The sequence below is a fragment of the Enterobacter sp. 342 genome, from assembly GCF_036663495.1.
Lineage (GTDB): Bacteria > Pseudomonadota > Gammaproteobacteria > Enterobacterales > Enterobacteriaceae > Enterobacter.
In genome coordinates, this window is record NZ_JAWUEI010000016.1 from 84,964 (window position 1) to 102,057 (window position 17,094).

13 protein-coding genes are annotated in these 17,094 nt (G+C 54.4%); 4 read left to right on the plus strand and 9 right to left on the minus strand.

Features of this window, described 5'->3' with window-relative positions; genetic code table 11:
* Nucleotides 1-146 precede the first annotated feature (146 nt).
* From lysC to V6E55_RS14595, 3 genes are all read left to right on the plus strand, one after another.
* Nucleotides 147-1,496 carry a lysine-sensitive aspartokinase 3 gene (gene lysC / locus V6E55_RS14585; RefSeq protein ID WP_028017979.1) on the plus strand — a complete coding sequence of 450 codons (1,350 nt, stop codon included), beginning with the start codon at nucleotides 147-149 and terminating at the stop codon, nucleotides 1,494-1,496.
* A gap of 90 nt (nucleotides 1,497-1,586) precedes the next feature.
* The gene (gene panS / locus V6E55_RS14590) at nucleotides 1,587-2,531 is read left to right on the plus strand and encodes a ketopantoate/pantoate/pantothenate transporter PanS (RefSeq protein ID WP_114979576.1); all 945 of its coding nucleotides are present in this window, start codon (nucleotides 1,587-1,589) and stop codon (nucleotides 2,529-2,531) included.
* 50 nt (nucleotides 2,532-2,581) lie between these two features.
* A complete protein-coding gene (locus tag V6E55_RS14595; protein ID WP_028017981.1) occupies nucleotides 2,582-2,854 on the plus strand; it encodes a DUF3811 domain-containing protein in 273 nt (90 codons plus the stop codon).
* On the opposite strand, the gene rluF is transcribed toward V6E55_RS14595, so the two are convergent.
* The 5 genes from rluF to metH all read right to left on the minus strand — a co-directional run bounded on the left by rluF (nucleotide 2,855) and on the right by metH (nucleotide 9,919).
* On the minus strand, nucleotides 2,855-3,727 hold the full coding sequence (gene rluF / locus V6E55_RS14600) for a 23S rRNA pseudouridine(2604) synthase RluF (RefSeq protein WP_114979577.1): 873 nt from the start codon (nucleotides 3,725-3,727) through the stop codon (nucleotides 2,855-2,857). It abuts the gene before it with no gap.
* 54 nt (nucleotides 3,728-3,781) lie between these two features.
* On the minus strand, nucleotides 3,782-4,099 hold the full coding sequence (locus tag V6E55_RS14605; protein ID WP_316943184.1) for a CcdB family protein: 318 nt from the start codon (nucleotides 4,097-4,099) through the stop codon (nucleotides 3,782-3,784).
* Nucleotides 4,099-4,392 carry a type II toxin-antitoxin system CcdA family antitoxin gene (locus V6E55_RS14610; RefSeq protein WP_236920999.1) on the minus strand — a complete coding sequence of 98 codons (294 nt, stop codon included), beginning with the start codon at nucleotides 4,390-4,392 and terminating at the stop codon, nucleotides 4,099-4,101. The genes V6E55_RS14605 and V6E55_RS14610 overlap by 1 nt, the downstream gene beginning before the upstream one ends.
* A 95-nt stretch (nucleotides 4,393-4,487) precedes the next feature.
* Entirely contained in the window at nucleotides 4,488-6,119 is a 1,632-nt protein-coding gene (locus V6E55_RS14615; RefSeq protein WP_316943185.1) for a Na/Pi cotransporter family protein, read from the minus strand.
* A 116-nt stretch (nucleotides 6,120-6,235) separates the two neighbouring features.
* Nucleotides 6,236-9,919, minus strand: a complete 3,684-nt coding sequence (metH, locus tag V6E55_RS14620; protein WP_316943186.1) for a methionine synthase — start codon at nucleotides 9,917-9,919, stop codon at nucleotides 6,236-6,238.
* A gap of 193 nt (nucleotides 9,920-10,112) precedes the next feature.
* On the opposite strand from metH, the gene iclR reads away from it, so the two are divergent.
* The gene (iclR, locus tag V6E55_RS14625; protein WP_075204663.1) at nucleotides 10,113-10,940 is read left to right on the plus strand and encodes a glyoxylate bypass operon transcriptional repressor IclR; all 828 of its coding nucleotides are present in this window, start codon (nucleotides 10,113-10,115) and stop codon (nucleotides 10,938-10,940) included.
* Here the strand turns inward: iclR and aceK are convergent.
* From aceK to metA, 4 genes are all read right to left on the minus strand, one after another.
* Nucleotides 10,894-12,657 (minus strand): bifunctional isocitrate dehydrogenase kinase/phosphatase, encoded by a 1,764-nt coding sequence (gene aceK, locus V6E55_RS14630; protein WP_316943187.1) that lies wholly within the window; start codon nucleotides 12,655-12,657, stop codon nucleotides 10,894-10,896. The two genes, iclR and aceK, sit on opposite strands and share 47 nt — an antisense overlap.
* Nucleotides 12,658-12,706: 49 nt before the next feature.
* Nucleotides 12,707-14,011, minus strand: a complete 1,305-nt coding sequence (gene aceA, locus V6E55_RS14635) for an isocitrate lyase (protein ID WP_028017988.1) — start codon at nucleotides 14,009-14,011, stop codon at nucleotides 12,707-12,709.
* Nucleotides 14,012-14,042: 31 nt separating this feature from the next.
* A complete protein-coding gene (gene aceB, locus V6E55_RS14640) occupies nucleotides 14,043-15,644 on the minus strand; it encodes a malate synthase A (protein WP_114979583.1) in 1,602 nt (533 codons plus the stop codon).
* A 270-nt stretch (nucleotides 15,645-15,914) separates the two neighbouring features.
* Nucleotides 15,915-16,844 (minus strand): homoserine O-acetyltransferase MetA, encoded by a 930-nt coding sequence (metA, locus tag V6E55_RS14645; protein ID WP_028017990.1) that lies wholly within the window; start codon nucleotides 16,842-16,844, stop codon nucleotides 15,915-15,917.
* Nucleotides 16,845-17,094: the final 250 nt, after the last annotated feature.

A 17,094-nucleotide genomic window follows, 5' to 3' on the forward strand; every position in this document is an offset into this window, starting at 1 on the left:
ACCCCCCCATGAAAAATCCGCATAATCCCGGCATTGACAGGACCTCCCCCGCATTTTATTTATAGGGCCGTATTTTGCGCCTGCACCTGTTTTCGTTTCATTCTTGTGCCAAGGTCGCTTTATTCATTCCCTGACACGAGGTTGTTATGACGAGTTTTGTGGTCGCCAAATTTGGCGGCACCAGTGTGGCCGATTACGATGCCATGAACCGCAGCGCCGATGTGGTGCTAGCCGATCCGAATACCCGCCTGGTGGTGCTTTCTGCCTCTGCTGGCGTGACGAACCTGCTGGTTTCTCTGTCTGAAGGACTGGAAGCGACCGAGCGTTTCGTTAAGCTGGATGCACTGCGCAAAATTCAGTTCGACATCCTTGAACGTCTGCAGAACCCGAATGTCATCCGCGAAGAAGTGGAACGCCTGCTGGAAAATATTACCACGCTGGCTGAAGCGGCTTCTCTGGCCACCTCCACCGCCCTGACCGATGAACTGGTCAGCCATGGCGAACTGATGTCGACTCTGCTGTTTGTGGAAATCATGCGCGAGCGTAACATTCAGGCGCAGTGGTTTGACGTGCGTAAAGTGATGCGTACCAGTGATCGCTTTGGCCGCGCCGAGCCGGACGTTGAAGCGCTGGCGGAGCTGACCAATCAGCAGCTGGCTCCCCGTCTGGCAGACGGTATCGTGATCACCCAGGGCTTTATCGGCAGTGAAGCGAAAGGCCGCACCACCACGCTTGGCCGTGGCGGCAGCGATTACACCGCCGCACTGTTGGGCGAAGCCCTGCATGCAACGCGCGTGGATATCTGGACTGACGTTCCAGGCATTTACACCACCGACCCGCGCGTTGTTTCTGCGGCTAAACGTATTGATGTGATCGCTTTTGAAGAAGCGGCAGAAATGGCCACCTTCGGTGCGAAAGTGCTGCACCCGGCAACGTTGCTGCCTGCCGTACGCAGCGATATTCCGGTCTTCGTCGGTTCCAGTAAAGACCCGAAAGCAGGCGGCACGCTGGTCTGCAAGAAAACAGAAAATCCACCACTGTTCCGCGCGTTGGCTCTGCGCCGTCGCCAGACGCTGGTCACGCTGCACAGCCACAATATGCTGCACTCCCGTGGCTTCCTGGCGGAAGTGTTTGGCATTCTGGCGCGCCATAACATCTCTGTAGACTTGATCACCACCTCCGAAGTGAGCATCGCGCTGACACTGGATACTACCGGTTCCACCTCCACCGGTGACACCCTGCTGACCCAGTCACTGCTGATTGAGCTTTCTGAACTGTGCCGCGTGGAAGTAGAAGAAAATCTGGCGCTGGTTGCCATCATCGGCAACAAGCTGTCGCGTGCCTGCGGTGTAGGGAAAGAGGTCTTCGGCGTACTCGACCCGTTCAACATCCGTATGATTTGTTACGGTGCATCCAGCTATAACCTCTGCTTCCTGGTCCCTGCCGATCAGGCGGAACAGGTGGTGCAGAAACTTCATCAGAATTTGTTTGAATAAAATTCGTTAGCACGATAAACAATACCTATAAGCCGGGCACAGACCCGGCTTTTTCATAACTAAACACAACACAATCGCAAGGAAATACCTATGTTATCCGCCATCACACGGCTGTTCCCGTTATGGGCGCTGCTGCTCTCCATAGTCGCGTATTACACGCCCACTACGTTCACCGGCATTGGTCCGTGGGTCACCACTCTGCTGATGCTGATCATGCTCGGCATGGGTGTACACCTGAAAATCGACGACTTTAAACGTGTGCTGTCGCGCCCGGCTCCTGTCGCTGCAGGCATATTCCTGCACTACCTGGTGATGCCGCTCGCCGCGTGGCTTCTGGCAATGGCCTTTAAGATGCCGCCCGATCTCTCCGCCGGGATGGTGCTGGTGGGCAGCGTGGCCAGCGGTACAGCATCCAACGTAATGATCTATCTTGCGAAAGGCGATGTGGCACTCTCCGTCACTATCTCTTCCGTTTCCACGCTGGTTGGCGTAATTGCCACCCCGCTGTTAACGCGCCTGTATGTGGACGCACATATTCAGGTGGACGTCATGGGCATGCTGCTTAGCATTCTGCAAATCGTGGTGATCCCGATTGCGCTGGGACTGGTCATTCACCATCTTTTCCCGCGCGTGGTGAAAGCCGTTGAGCCGTACCTGCCAGCGTTTTCGATGGTCTGCATTCTGGCGATCATCAGCGCCGTGGTGGCCGGTTCGGCGTCACACATTGCTTCTGTAGGCTTTGTGGTGATCATCGCGGTGGTGCTGCATAACACCATTGGATTACTCGGTGGTTACTGGGGCGGGAAGCTGTTTGGCTTTGACGAGTCCACCTGTCGCACGCTGGCAATCGAGGTGGGAATGCAGAACTCCGGTCTGGCGGCAGCACTCGGTAAGATTTACTTTTCACCACTGGCGGCCCTACCTGGCGCACTGTTCTCCGTCTGGCATAACCTGTCCGGTTCGCTGCTGGCGGGTTACTGGTCCGGTAAGCCGATTGATGAACAACCCAAAAAAGATGCGGTGAAGCAGAGTTAATTTACGCTGCTTGCTTTACACTGAAGCCTCCCCATCAGGAGGCTTCAGCAATGGCTACACCACGACTGACCCAGAAAGACATGACGGAAGCCGAGCAGCGCGAACTGAAAACGCTTCTTGACCGCGCCCGTATCGCACATGGCCGTACGCTGACGAACGCCGAAACGAATCAGGTTAAAAAAGAGTACATCGATAAATTGATGACACAGCGTGAGGCTGAGGCGAAAAAAGCCCGCAAACTGAAAAAGCAGCAGGCTTATAAACCCGATGCGGAGGCGACCTTCTCGTGGTCTGCCAACACATCGACTCGTGGAAGGCGCTGATTAGCGCCCTTTCTTTTTACGGCCAGGCTGGGTAAAGCGTTTCCCGTTGGCCGGTTTGCCTCGTCCCTTCTCTTCCGCTTGCGGCGCCTTCACCACCGGGCGCTTAATCGCCTGGGTTTTAGGTTTAGCTTTGGCCTTCGGCTTTGCTTCGGATGAAGAATTCTCAATAAGTTTGAACAGCTCGATCAACTCATCATCCGTTAAATCACGCCATTCACCCAGCGGGATCCCGGATAAGCTGACGTTCATGATGCGCGTGCGTTCCAGCTTCGTCACTTCATAACCGAAATGCTCACACATACGGCGGATCTGGCGGTTTAAACCCTGGACCAGCGTAATGCGAAACGCGAACGGTGCTTCTTTCTTCACCTTACACTTCTTCGTAACGGTGCCCAGAATTGGCACGCCCGCCCCCATCCCACGGATAAACTCATCCGTCACAGGCTTATTCACCGTGACGATGTACTCTTTCTCATGGTCGTTTCCGGCGCGTAGAATTTTGTTCACCAGGTCGCCGTGGTTGGTGAGGAAAATCAGCCCCTGGGAGTCTTTATCCAGTCGACCAATCGGGAAGATACGGCTGCTGTGGTTCACGAAATCAACGATGTTGTCCCGCTCGCCATCTTCCGTGGTACTGACGATACCAACCGGTTTATTCAACGCGATAAACACCAGGTCTTCGGCATCGCGGGGTTCGATGACCTGACCATTCACTTTAACCACATCACCAGGGACGACCTGGTCGCCAATGGTGGCGCGTTTGCCGTTGAGGAACACATTACCCTGTTCAATGTAACGGTCAGCCTCGCGACGTGAGCAGATCCCGCTCTCGCTAATGTATTTGTTTAATCGGGTTGATTGAGTTGGCAGCATAGTTTCTCCTGTGAAGGGCGAAATATACCTTACCTTGCGGCTGACAAAAAAGTGTTAGTAACCGTTGATCAAAAAATCGAGTGCATCCCGTAATGAAGTACGGTTTTGCGTAAGATCGGCGACACGTTCGCCTAACTCTTTTGGCGATATGCCTGCCATCATGTGCATCATGACCACGCAAGGCTTACCCGCTATCTCAACGACAGGGCATACTTTCGCAGGCGGTTGAATGTCTCCCAGGTGGCTAAGTTCAACTGCGGGGGCGACCAGGACATGCTTCATCACGTTGGCCACGGGATGCTGCATATTGATTAACCAGGGATAGGTAGTTTTCCCCTTACCTTCATTCTCATAAGCAAAATATTGCTCCATCAGAACGACCTCTGAAAGTCACTAAAAGAGCCGTTTTCATCAACCCACTGGTTAATGGCCTCAATAGAAGCTTTGTTTTCTGCTAACCACTCGGCGCGCTGATGCGCACGAAACTGCTCCTGCAGTGCAGCCGTGAGTACAGCGGATAGATTAAGTTTAAGCCGTCGCGCCTCTTCAAGAATTTCTGGTGCTAACGACACATTAACTGATTTTTTAATGCCTTGAGTAGTGCGCATGAGAGCCCCCATCGGAATGCGCATGAATTGGCGAAGTGTAGCGTAATAAACGAGCATTTTCTATTCCCTTAAAAATGTAAGGTCTGAAGAGTAAATGGCGCTTTATAAGGTGTCACGCCTCGCAAAACAGTTTTGCGAGGCGCTTTCAGAGATTAATACTCGTCCCGCTCGTCGTCTTCATCCGGCTGTTCCATCACGCTGTACGCTACCGCACAGAACAACGAGTTAAGGCGTTTCATATCCCCCAGCAGTCCCAGGTGTAGAGAGCTGGTTTCGATACTCTGCACATTCTGCTGGTGTAGACGCTCAACGTGGGCGTGTGAATAGCGGCGGTTGAGGATGCGGAAACGATGCTTGTTACGGCGCAAACGGCGTGCGCTCGGCACGTCGCTTGAGAAGAAGACCAGCATCGCCAGCTTCAGGTTACTGAGAAGCTGTTCATGCAGTGCTTCGAGTTCTTTCAAGCCTTCAATAGAGAACGCCCGACGCGCAGCCAGCGATTTATCGGCAATTTCACTCCCCATACGCTCAACAATATCTGAGGCCTGTTCCAGGTTAAGCGACATCTCGATAATTTCCGCCCAGCGGCGGGACTCCTCCTCCGCCAGTTCATCCTGCGGAATGCGCGCCAGATAGAGCTTGATGGCGGTATAAAGCACGTTGATATCGTCCGCCAGTCTGCGCAGCTCTTTCTCTTCACGTGGCTCACCGTGCATCACCTTTTGTAGCCCTTCGAGCATGGTTTCCATCGCATCGCCTATACGCAGCGTCTCACGAGCGGCATTCGCCAGTGCCAGCGCCGGGGTATCCAGCGCGGACGTATCCAGATGCTTCGGTTTCAGACGCGCATCCAGCTCCGGTTCATCCTGAATAAGTCGTTCACAGAAACGGGCCATCGGCTCAGCAAAAGGCACCATCGCCAGGCAGCGCACCAGGTTATAGAACACGTGGAAATAGATCACCAGCTCCGCCTTCGGCAGAGGAAGGTTGTCCATCAGGTTCGCCAGCGGGTGGATAAAGGGCAGGATAATCAGGCTGCCCACCAACTTAAACAGCAAGCTGCCGAGGGCTACGCGGCGGGCGGCAGCATTAGCGGCACTGTTGTTGAGCATCGCCAGCAGGCCAGAACCGAGGTTAGCCCCGATCACCAGACATAACGCGACCGGGAAGGAGATCACCCCTGCAGCGGTGAGTGTTGCTGTCAGCAGTACCGCAGCCAGACTCGAGTAACTGACGATGGCAAACACTGCACCGATAAGCGCGTCCAGCATGATGTCGCCGGTCAGCGAAGCGAAGATGACCTGAACACCATTAGCCTCGGTAATGGGAGTAACCGCCTGCACAATCAGTTCCAGCGCCAGCAGGATAAGCCCCAGGCCAATCCCTACGCGTCCGAGCTGTCCGGCTCGCGTTTGTTTGCGGCCGAGGAAGAAGATGACGCCAATAAAAAGCAGCAACGGCGACAGCCAGGAAAGATCAAAGGTCAGGATACGCGCCATCAACGCGGTACCTACATCAGCACCCAGTACAATCACCAGCGCCGGGGCCAGCGCCACCAGATCTTGCGCCACAAACGAGGTGACAAGCAGAGTCGTGGCGTTGCTGCTCTGAACCAGTGCCGTCACGCCAATACCCGCACAGAAGGCGAGCGGTTTCTTCTCAACGCTGCTGCTGAGAACGGTACGTAAACGGGCACCAAATACGCGCATCACGCCGGTACGGACAATATGGGTGCCCCATACCAGCAGTGCGACTGCGGAGAGCAGATGTAACAGAGTCAGCACGGAAGATGTTCCTCCTTATCGTTATTCGTTTTCCTTTGGTTCAGTATAAGGGTTTAAACGTCATAAAGAGACAGGGCGCCCAATGAGCGCCCTGTTTGTTGTAAGGAAAAGTGACGTCAGTCCGCGTCGTAGCCTAAATTCGGTGCCAGCCAGCGTTCCACTTCAGAGACACTCATACCTTTGCGCAGGGCGTAATCTTCGATCTGATCGCGTTGCAGCTGCGCCACAGCGAAGTACTTGCTGTCAGGATGGCTGAAATACCAGCCGGAAACGGATGCCCCTGGCCACATGGCGAACGACTCGGTGAGTTTCATCCCTGTATGCGCTTCAACATCCAGCAGCTTCCAGATAGTGCCCTTTTCGGTGTGTTCCGGACAGGCCGGGTAGCCAGGTGCCGGACGAATCCCCTGATAGTTTTCGCGGATCAGTTCCTCGTTGCTGAGGTTCTCATTGGCCGCGTAGCCCCAAAGTACCTTACGTACGCGCTCGTGCAGGTACTCGGCGAAGGCTTCCGCCAGACGGTCGGCAATCGCTTTGACCATGATTTTGTTGTAATCATCGTGCTGCGCTTCGAACGCATCCGCAAGGGCATCTTCTTCCAGACCGCCGGTCACAGCAAAAGCGCCGATGTAATCGGCTTTACCGGAGAGCTTCGGTGCAACGAAATCGGCCAGACAGTAGTTCGCGAAACCCACTTTCTCGGTTTGCTGACGCAGATGATGGCTCACTGCCAGTACATGAGTGCGGGTTTCATCGCGATAAATTTCAACATCATCGCCCACGCGGTTCGCCGGGAACAGCCCCACCACGCCACGCGGGTTGAGGGTTTTCTCCGCACTCAGTTTGTCGAGCATTTCGTTGGCATCTTTAAACAGGCGCTGTGCTTCTTCACCGACTACTTCGTCTTCGAGGATGCGCGGATATTTGCCCGCCAGCGACCAGGTCATAAAGAACGGCGTCCAGTCGATGTAGTTGCGCAGCGTCTCGATGCTGGCAGTTACATCCTGCACGCCCAGACGATGCGCGACAGGTGGCGTATAGCTCGACCAGTCAAACGCCAGATCGTTATCGCGGGCCGCCTGCAACGTGACAGGCGGTGTGCGCGGTTTCTTGCGACCATGCTGAATACGGACGGTTTCGTACTCTTTGCGGGTGCGCGTAACAAACTCGTCGCGCTGGGTGTCAGAGAGCAGCGCGGACACCACGCCTACCGTTCGCGAGGCATTTTGCACGTAGACCGTTGGGCCACTATAGTTCTGCTCGATTTTCACCGCCGTGTGCGCTTTTGAGGTGGTCGCCCCGCCAATCAGCAGCGGAATGGTAAAGCCCTGACGCTCCATCTCTTTCGCCACGTTGACCATCTCGTCAAGCGACGGGGTGATCAGCCCGGAGAGGCCAATCAGGTCGGCATTCACTTCACGTGCGGTTTTAAGGATTTTGTCCGCAGGTACCATCACGCCAAGATCGATAATCTCGTAGTTATTACACTGCAGCACCACACCAACGATATTCTTGCCGATGTCGTGAACATCGCCTTTCACGGTGGCGATAACCATTTTCCCGTTGCTGGAGCCTTTCTCTTTGCTGGCTTCGATAAACGGTTCAAGGTAGGCCACCGCCTGCTTCATCACGCGAGCGGATTTCACTACCTGCGGCAGGAACATTTTGCCCTCACCGAACAGATCGCCAACCACGTTCATGCCGTCCATCAGTGGCCCTTCGATCACTTCAATCGGACGTGCGGACTGAAGACGCGCTTCTTCGGTATCCTGTTCGATAAACTCGGTAATACCTTTCACCAGCGAATATTCCAGACGCTTTTTCACATCCCAGGAACGCCACTCGGCCTGCTGAACGTTGGCTGCTTCATCCGATTTACTGCCACGATATTTCTCCGCCAGATCCAGCATCCGCTCGGTAGCATCGTCACGACGGTTCAGGATCACATCTTCTACCGCGTCGCGCAGTTCTGCCGGTAGGTCGTCGTAAATCGCGAGCTGTCCGGCGTTAACGATCCCCATATCCATCCCGTTACGGATGGCGTAGTAGAGGAATACAGCGTGGATAGCTTCACGCACCGGGTCGTTACCACGGAACGAGAACGATACGTTCGATACACCACCGGAGATCAACGCATGTGGCAGCTCGCGTTTGATGTCTTCACACGCGCCGATAAAGTCCTGGGCGTAGTTGTTGTGCTCCTCAATCCCGGTCGCCACTGCGAAAATGTTCGGGTCAAAGATGATGTCTTCCGGCGGGAAGCCTACCTCTTCGGTCAAAATTTTGTACGCGCGGCGGCAAATCTCAATCTTGCGCTCGCGGGTGTCTGCCTGGCCCACTTCATCAAAGGCCATGACCACCACGGCCGCGCCGTAACGGCGTACCAGCTTCGCGTGATGGATAAAGATATCAACGCCTTCTTTCATCGAGATGGAGTTAACGATGCCTTTACCCTGAATGCATTTCAGCCCTTTCTCGATGACTTCCCACTTAGAGGAGTCAATCATGATCGGCACGCGGGCGATGTCCGGTTCACCGGCAATCAGGTTGAGGAAACGCACCATCGCCGCTTCGGCGTCGAGCATCCCCTCATCCATGTTGATATCAATAATTTGAGCACCGCTCTCAACCTGCTGGCGGGCGACGTCCAGCGCTTCGCTGTACTTCTCTTCTTTAATCAGACGTTTGAACTTTGCTGAACCGGTGACGTTAGTACGCTCACCCACGTTCACAAACAGGCTGTCGTCACCGATGGTCAACGGCTCAAGGCCGGAGAGTCGACAGGCAACAGGCAGCTCAGGTAATTTTCGCGGCGGCAGCCCGGCCACTGCATTGCTCATGGCCGCGATATGCTCAGGCGTCGTGCCGCAGCAACCACCGACGATGTTCAGGAAACCAGACTCGGCCCACTCGCGGATTTGCGCCGCCATGATGTTGGCATCGAGATCGTATTCACCAAACGCGTTCGGCAGACCGGCGTTCGGGTGGGCGGTGACGTAACATTCCGCAATACGTGAGAGTTCCTGCACATACTGACGCAATTCATCTGGCCCCAGTGCGCAGTTCAGGCCGAAGGAGAGCGCTTCGGCGTGGCGCAGTGAGTTATAAAAGGCTTCGGTTGTCTGGCCGGATAAGGTACGGCCGGAGGCGTCGGTAATGGTGCCGGAAATCATGATCGGCAGGTCAACGCCCAGCGCCTCGAACTCCTCTTTCACCGCGTAAATCGCGGCTTTGGCGTTGAGGGTATCGAACACGGTTTCAATCAGGATCAGATCGGAACCGCCTTCCACCAGCGCTTTGGTCGATTCGCGGTAGGCCGCGACCAGCTGGTCAAAGGTGATGTTACGAAACGCCGGGTCGTTCACGTCCGGTGAAATCGACGCGGTGCGGTTGGTAGGGCCAAGCACCCCGGCCACGTAGCGCGGCTTGTCCGGCGTGCGGGCCGTCCACTCGTCGGCACAGGCGCGCGCCAGCTTCGCGGCTTCAAAGTTGATCTCCGCCGACAGGGATTCCATCTGGTAATCCGCCATGGCGATGGTTGTCGAGTTGAAGGTGTTGGTTTCAACGATATCTGCACCCGCTTCGAAGTACGCGTTGTGGATATCGGTAATGACTTGCGGCTTGCTCAGCACCAGCAGGTCGTTGTTACCCTTCAGATCGCATGGCCAGTCGGCAAAGCGCTCGCCGCGGAAATCGTCTTCGCTCAGACGATAGCCCTGGATCATGGTGCCCATGCCGCCGTCCAGCACCAGAATTCGTTCATTTAACTGCGCACGCAGTTGCTCTACTTTGCTGCTCACACTTGCTCCCGACAACGCTCAACAAGGCCAAAAGGCTGCATTCCATACTGGCATAATCTCGCAGGGTGGAAAAGTCACACAGGGGTAACATGAGACATGTTCACTATCACTCCTCCGATCAGTCAGGATAACGGTTGCAAATTCACCAAATAAAACGAAAATGATTTCCACGATACAGAAAAAGGAGATCGTCATGGTCGCGACCGTTCCCGCTAAACGCGGCAGAAAACCTGCTGCTACCACCGCCGCACAACAGGGCGGACAGGTTCAATCGCTCACGCGCGGTTTGAAGCTGCTGGAGTGGATAGCCGAGTCGCATAACAGCGTGGCCCTGACGGAGCTGGCCCAGCAGGCTGGCCTGCCGAACTCCACAACACATCGACTACTGACCACCATGCAGCAACTGGGCTTTGTCCGTCAGGTGGGTGAGCTGGGACACTGGGCTGTAGGCGCGCATGCGTTTATCGTCGGCAGCAGCTTCCTGCAAAGCCGTAATCTGCTGGCGATTGTGCACCCGATCCTGCGCAAGCTGATGGAAGATTCCGGCGAGACGGTAAACCTGGCGGTACTCGACCAGAGCGACCATCAGGCGATCATCATCGACCAGGTACAGTGTACGCAGCTGATGCGTATGTCGGCCCCCATTGGCGGCAAGCTCCCTATGCACGCCTCCGGGGCGGGGAAAGCGTTTCTGTCACAACTGAGCGAAGAGCAGGTGACGGGGCTATTGCACCGTAAAGGGTTGCACGCCTACACCCACGCGACGCTGGTTTCGCCGGTGCATCTTAAAGAGGATCTGGCTCTGACCCGCAAACGCGGCTATTCGTTTGATGACGAGGAACATGCTCTGGGCCTGCGCTGCATTGCAGCCTGTATCTTTGACGAACACCGCGAGCCGTTTGCCGCCATCTCCATCTCCGGGCCGATTTCACGCATGACCGATGATCGCGTGACCGAACTGGGTGCGCTGGTGATTAAGGCGGCGAAAGAGGTGACGCTGGCGTATGGTGGGATTCGTTAAACCGCACGCAAAACCGCTGCTTACGACGATAGGCGTATACATCTTCCACATGCCCATTCTTAATTCGCGTTTGCAATCCACGCCAGTAGCTGGCGTGGAACAGATCGTCGTGCATCTCTTCGAATAATGGTCCAATTCGCGGGTCAGCGCACAGCCAGTGACGGAACTCCTCCGGAAACACATCGCCCGGCGAGACGCTGTACCACGGTTCACCGGAGAGTTCATCTTCCGGATAGCGGGGCTGCGGGATGTCGCGGAAATTCACCTCGGTCATGTAGCAAATTTCATCGTAATCGTAGAACACGACGCGTCCGTGACGGGTAACACCAAAGTTCTTAAACAGCATATCACCCGGGAAAATATTAGCAGCGGCGAGCTGGCGAATCGCATTGCCATACTCCTCAATGGCATCGCGAAGCGCCTGACCTTCGGACTGCTCCAGCCAGATGTTCAGCGGCACCATACGGCGTTCAATGTAGAGATGGCTAATCACGATTTTATCACCAAGATCGGTGACTTTACCGGATGCTTCTTGCATTAAAAGCGCCATTAGCGCCGGATCGATCTGCTGCTTATCCAGCACAAAGTTTTCGAATTCCTGAGTATCGGCCATGCGTCCAACGCGATCGTGCTCTTTTACCAGTTGGTAGCAGGCGCGTACATGTGCAGCCGTCATCTCTTTTTGCGGTGCGAATCGGTCTTTAATCACCTTAAAGACACGGTCAAAACCCGGAAGCGTAAAGACCAGCATCACCATACCGCGAATGCCAGGTGCTTCAATAAACTGCTCATCCGCCGTGGTGACATAGCGCAAATACTCCCGATAGCTTTCCGTTTTGGCATGCTTCTGACAGCCAATCGCCATATACAGTTCGGCGGTGGTTTTACCCGGCAGGATCTCGCGCAACCATTCCACGAGCGCGGCAGGTAACGGGGCATAGACCATAAAGTAGGAACGGGCGAAGCCAAACACGATGCTGGCCTCCGCGCTGGTAGTCAGGCAGGTATCGACAAACAGTTCGCCGTCGTCGGTACGGTGGATCGGTAACAGGAACGGCACGATGGCTGTCGGCGTAATCAGTTTTCCCACCAACCAGGCGGCTTTATTGCGATAGAACAGTTCATTGGCGACCTGCAAATGGCTGTGCCCAAGAACGTCCTCGCCGAAGGTTTCAGTGAGATGCGCGTGGATATAACCGATATCCCGGGTTTTATTCTCCCAGGGTAAACGCAGCGGCAAATCCGTTAACACGCGGTGCAGGAGCTTTTCCCACCCGCGATCGGGAAAGAAATCTTTCGCCAGCGGACGCGGAATAGTACGAAAACGCCGCTCGGGCTGGGAGCTGAAAATAAATAACCGCTCAGGAGATAATGAGCGGTGGTCAAATAACCGACAATAGACGGAGTTAAAGAAGCTCTCCGCAATCTCGAAGCGCGGGTAATCGGGTAACAAACGGGTGTAGTGCTCTTTCACGCGCAGTAAAAATTCCGCGTCTGGGCTTTTACCGTCAGTGATACAGCGCAACTGTTCCACCACCAGACCCACATGGTGGTCATAGAGATGGATACGCTGCTTCATGGCCTGCTGAACCGCATGCCAGTCTGCATGTTCGAAGCGCTGCTGCGCGCCGGAGGTCACTTCCAGAAAACGGCCATACTGGGCATCGAAGCCCTGCAGAATAGTTTGGGCAATCAGTAATTCCAGACCACGCGACATATATCCCCCTCACCCAACCCTCTCCCCGAGGGGGGAGAGGGGGAAAAGTTTAGAACTGTGCTTCTTCGGTTGATCCCGTCAAAGCGGTGACGGAGGAGGTGCCGCCCTGAATAATCGTGGTCACATTATCAAAATAGCCGGTTCCCACCTCCTGCTGGTGAGACACGAAGGTGTAACCGTCTTTACCCGCGGCAAATTCCGGCTGCTGCACCTTCTCTACGTAGTGCTTCATACCCTCACCCTGCGCATAGGCATGCGCCAGGTCGAACATGTTGAACCACATGCTATGGATACCCGCCAGGGTAATGAACTGGTATTTGTAGCCCATGTCAGATAGCTGCTGCTGGAAACTGGCGATCGTTTTGTCGTCCAGCTTTTTCTGCCAGTTGAAGGACGGCGAGCAGTTATAGGCCAGCAGTTTGCCCGGGTACTTCGCGTGAATAGCATCGGCAAAGCGTTTTGCCAGAGCCAGATCCGGCGTGGAGGTTTCGCACCAGACCAGGTCCGCATACGGGGCATATGCCAGGCCACGGCTGATCGCCTGCTCAATACCCGCATGGGTACGATAGAAGCCTTCGCTGGTACGTTCGCCGGTAATGAACTCGCTGTCGTACGGGTCGCAATCTGAGGTGATCAGGTCAGCTGCATCCGCATCAGTACGGGCAATGACCAATGTCGGCACACCGAGCACGTCCGCAGCCAGACGCGCCGCAACCAATTTCTGAATCGCCTCCTGAGTCGGGACCAGTACTTTGCCGCCCATATGTCCGCACTTCTTCACTGACGCCAGCTGGTCTTCGAAGTGAACGGCCGCTGCACCGGCCTCAATCATCGATTTCATCAGCTCGAAGGCGTTCAGCACGCCACCGAAGCCCGCTTCCGCATCCGCAACGATCGGCAGGAAGTAATCAATAAAGCGCGGATCGTTGGGCTCAATGCCTGCCGCCCACTGGATCTGATCCGCTCGGCGGAAGGTGTTGTTGATCCGATCCACGACCGACGGCACCGAGTTCGCCGGATAGAGCGACTGATCCGGGTACATGCTGGAGGCCAGGTTGGCGTCCGCCGCGACCTGCCAGCCGGACAGGTAAATGGCTTCAATCCCCGCCTTAGCCTGCTGGAGTGCCTGACCGCCCGTCAGCGCGCCAAGGCTGTTGATATAACCTTTTTTGGAACCACCGTGCAGCAGTTTCCACATTTTCGCTGCGCCATTTTGCGCCAGCGTGCATTCCGGATTGACCGAGCCGCGTAATTTCACCACTTCCTCCGCGCTGTACGGACGGCGGATGCCTTCCCAGCGAGGTTGTGTCCACTCTTTCTTTAACTCTTCGATTTGTTGGGTACGGGTTTTCATGTGCAGATGCTCCATATTGTTATGTGGTGAGTTACGCCAGGAAGCGGTAGCCCGGCAGGGTCAGGAAGTCGATTAAGTCATCTGATGTGGTGATTTGCTCCATCAGGCGTGCAGCGTCGTCAAAACGTCCACTGCTGAAGCGGTGCTCACCCAGCTCGTCCTGGATCACCCGCATCTCTTCAGCCAGCATCTGACGGAACAGGGATTTGGTTACCGGTTTACCGTTGCTGAGCGTTTTTTGATGGTGGATCCACTGCCAGATTGAAGTACGGGAGATCTCTGCCGTCGCGGCATCTTCCATCAGGCCGTAGATCGGCACACAGCCGTTACCGGAGATCCACGCTTCAATGTACTGTACGGCGACACGGATATTGGCACGCATACCCTCTTCGGTACGTTCACCCGCACACGGTGCCAGCAGTTGTTCTTCGGCTGTTGGCGCATCCTCTTCGCGCGTGACAAACAGCTGGTTTTTATTGTCCCCGAGTACGCGGTTAAAGACTTCCATTGCCGTATCCGCCAGGCCCGGATGCGCGATCCACGTCCCGTCATGACCATTGCGTGCTTCAAGTTCTTTATCGGCTTTCACCTTGTTGAGTACCTGGCTATTACGCTCCGCATCTTTGCTTGGAATAAACGCTGCCATGCCGCCCATCGCAAAGGCACCACGCTTATGGCAGGTTTTGATCAGCAGACGCGAGTAAGCGCTCAGGAACGGTTTATCCATGGTGACAACCTGACGATCCGGCAGTACGCGATCGGGATAATTCTTCAGGGTCTTGATGTAGCTGAAAATGTAGTCCCAGCGCCCGCAGTTCAGGCCGACAATGTGATCGCGCAGGGCATGCAGAATTTCATTCATCTGGAACACGGCGGGCAGCGTTTCAATCAGCAGCGTGGCTTTGATGGTGCCACGCGGCAGGTTGAAACGATCTTCTGCATAACTAAATACCTCGCTCCACCAAGCCGCTTCCTGCCAGGATTGGGTTTTAGGCAAATAGAAGTAAGGGCCGCTACCTTTTGCCAGCAGCTTTTTGTGGTTGTGGAAGAAATAGAGAGCAAAATCAAACAGGCTGCCCGGAATGGCTTCACCACGCCAGGTGACATGTTTTTCGGGCAGATGAAGCCCGCGTACACGACAGATCAGAACCGCCGGGTTTGGTTTGAGTTGATAAATTTTACCGGCTTCGTTGGTGTAGCTGATGGTGCCGTTAACAGCGTCGCGCAGATTGATCTGCCCCTCAATGACCTTACGCCAGTCCGGTGCCAGAGAATCTTCAAAATCAGCCATAAAGACTTTAACGTTCGCGTTCATGGCGTTGATCACCATTTTGCGCTCTACCGGCCCTGTGATCTCAACGCGGCGATCCTGTAAATCTTCGGGAATGCCACGGATTTTCCACTCGCCACGGCGAATGGAAGCGGTTTCCGAAATAAAACCAGGCAACTTGCCATCGTCAATTTCCTGCTGCTGATGAATGCGCGCTGCCAGCAGCTTATTACGCTGTGGTGTAAAGCGCGTCACCAGCTCAGTCAGAAATTCTACCGCTTCCGCCGTCAAAACTTGCTGTTCTTGCTCGCCATACGGCTGGGTAAAGGCCAGTTCATCGACCGTCGTTGCCTGTTGAGTCATCACTCTGCTCCTCATCAAAGATCCAAATTCACATCCCCAGTGCGAACGAAAGATCGTTGGGTAGTTTTCGCTCAGCAGAATTAAGACTATCTATATTTTTTCCAAAATCAAAAACAATTTCCATTTTAATTTGTTATTGATAGCAATTTATTGATTTAATTGAAATTAAAGTTTTATTGCACGGTGAGTGGTATTTCGGAAATAAAAAAGGCACCCGAAGGTGCCTGATCTGAATAGCTGAAACGCTTTAGGATCGTTGAATGCAGAAGATTACTCCAGCGTCGGATTCATGTGACGCAGATCGTATGGTGTAATTTGGTAGACGTAATAGTTGAGCCAGTTCGTAAACAGCAAATTCCCGTGGCTGCGCCAGGTTGCTCTCGGTTTGTTTTGCGGATCGTTTTTCGGGAAATAGTTGTACGGAACATCCGGATTCAGACCCGCTTCGACGTCACGGAAAAACTCCGCCGCGAGGGTGTTTGGGTCATACTCGGGATGCCCGGTGACAAAAGCAATACGCTTATCTTTGCTGGCAAACAGGTAGGCATCTCCGTCTTCCGTTTCAGCCAGGATCTCCAGATCGGTGTAATCGCGGATCAGCTGTGCCGGGAAATCGGCATAGCGAGAGTGAGGGGCAAGGAAAGTGTCATCAAATCCGCGTGTCAGTAATGCGTGTGGATGCAAAATATGGTGTTCATATACGCCAGAGAGCTTTTCAGTGCGGGTTTGCTTTGGAATGCCATAAAGGATATTCAGTGCCGCCTGTACCGCCCAACAGACAAAGAGCGTGGAGGTGACGTGATCTTTTGCCCACTCCAGCACCTGTTTTATCTGTGGCCAGTAGGCAACATCATTGAATTCAACCAGGCCCAGCGGTGCTCCCGTTACAATCAGTCCATCGAAGTTTTCATCGCGGATGTCATCGAAGTTACAGTAGAAATTGTTCAGATGCTCAGAAGGTGTATTCCGCGACTCACGGGCATCAATACGTAGCAGCTGGATATCAACCTGCAGCGGGGAGTTCGAAAGCAGACGAAGAAACTGGTTTTCTGTTTCGATCTTTTTTGGCATCAGATTGAGAATAAGCACCTTCAGCGGGCGAATTTCCTGACCTGTAGCGCGTGAAGCCGTCATGACAAAGACATTTTCTTCACGTAAGAAATTGACGGCTGGTAGCTCGTCCTGCACCCGAATCGGCATAACCTTATATCCTCACAGCATACGTATAAACGTTTAGACATCCAGACAGCCAACAATAACCAGAAATGATCTGAATGTCGAGTCTGCAAGTGAAAGGTGAGAAAGTTTCAAGGAGAGAACGTGCAAGATCCAAAGCAAAAAACCCCGCACCTTTCGGTACGGGGTTCTTCTTGATTGATGCCTGGCAGTTCCCTACTCTCACATGGGGAGACCCCACACTACCATCGGCGCTACGGCGTTTCACTTCTGA

Bases quoted from the DNA above. Each gene is read 5' to 3' on its own strand.
- lysC (WP_028017979.1), top strand. From the start codon at position 147: ATGACGAGTTTTGTGGTCGCCAAATTTGGCGGCACCAGTGTGGCCGAT.
- panS (WP_114979576.1), top strand. From the start codon at position 1,587: ATGTTATCCGCCATCACACGGCTGTTCCCGTTATGGGCGCTGCTGCTC.
- V6E55_RS14595 (WP_028017981.1), top strand. From the start codon at position 2,582: ATGGCTACACCACGACTGACCCAGAAAGACATGACGGAAGCCGAGCAG.
- rluF (WP_114979577.1), bottom strand. From the start codon at position 3,727: ATGCTGCCAACTCAATCAACCCGATTAAACAAATACATTAGCGAGAGC.
- V6E55_RS14605 (WP_316943184.1), bottom strand. From the start codon at position 4,099: ATGGAGCAATATTTTGCTTATGAGAATGAAGGTAAGGGGAAAACTACC.
- V6E55_RS14610 (WP_236920999.1), bottom strand. From the start codon at position 4,392: ATGCTCGTTTATTACGCTACACTTCGCCAATTCATGCGCATTCCGATG.
- iclR (WP_075204663.1), top strand. From the start codon at position 10,113: ATGGTCGCGACCGTTCCCGCTAAACGCGGCAGAAAACCTGCTGCTACC.
- aceK (WP_316943187.1), bottom strand. From the start codon at position 12,657: ATGTCGCGTGGTCTGGAATTACTGATTGCCCAAACTATTCTGCAGGGC.
- aceA (WP_028017988.1), bottom strand. From the start codon at position 14,011: ATGAAAACCCGTACCCAACAAATCGAAGAGTTAAAGAAAGAGTGGACA.
- aceB (WP_114979583.1), bottom strand. From the start codon at position 15,644: ATGACTCAACAGGCAACGACGGTCGATGAACTGGCCTTTACCCAGCCG.
- metA (WP_028017990.1), bottom strand. From the start codon at position 16,844: ATGCCGATTCGGGTGCAGGACGAGCTACCAGCCGTCAATTTCTTACGT.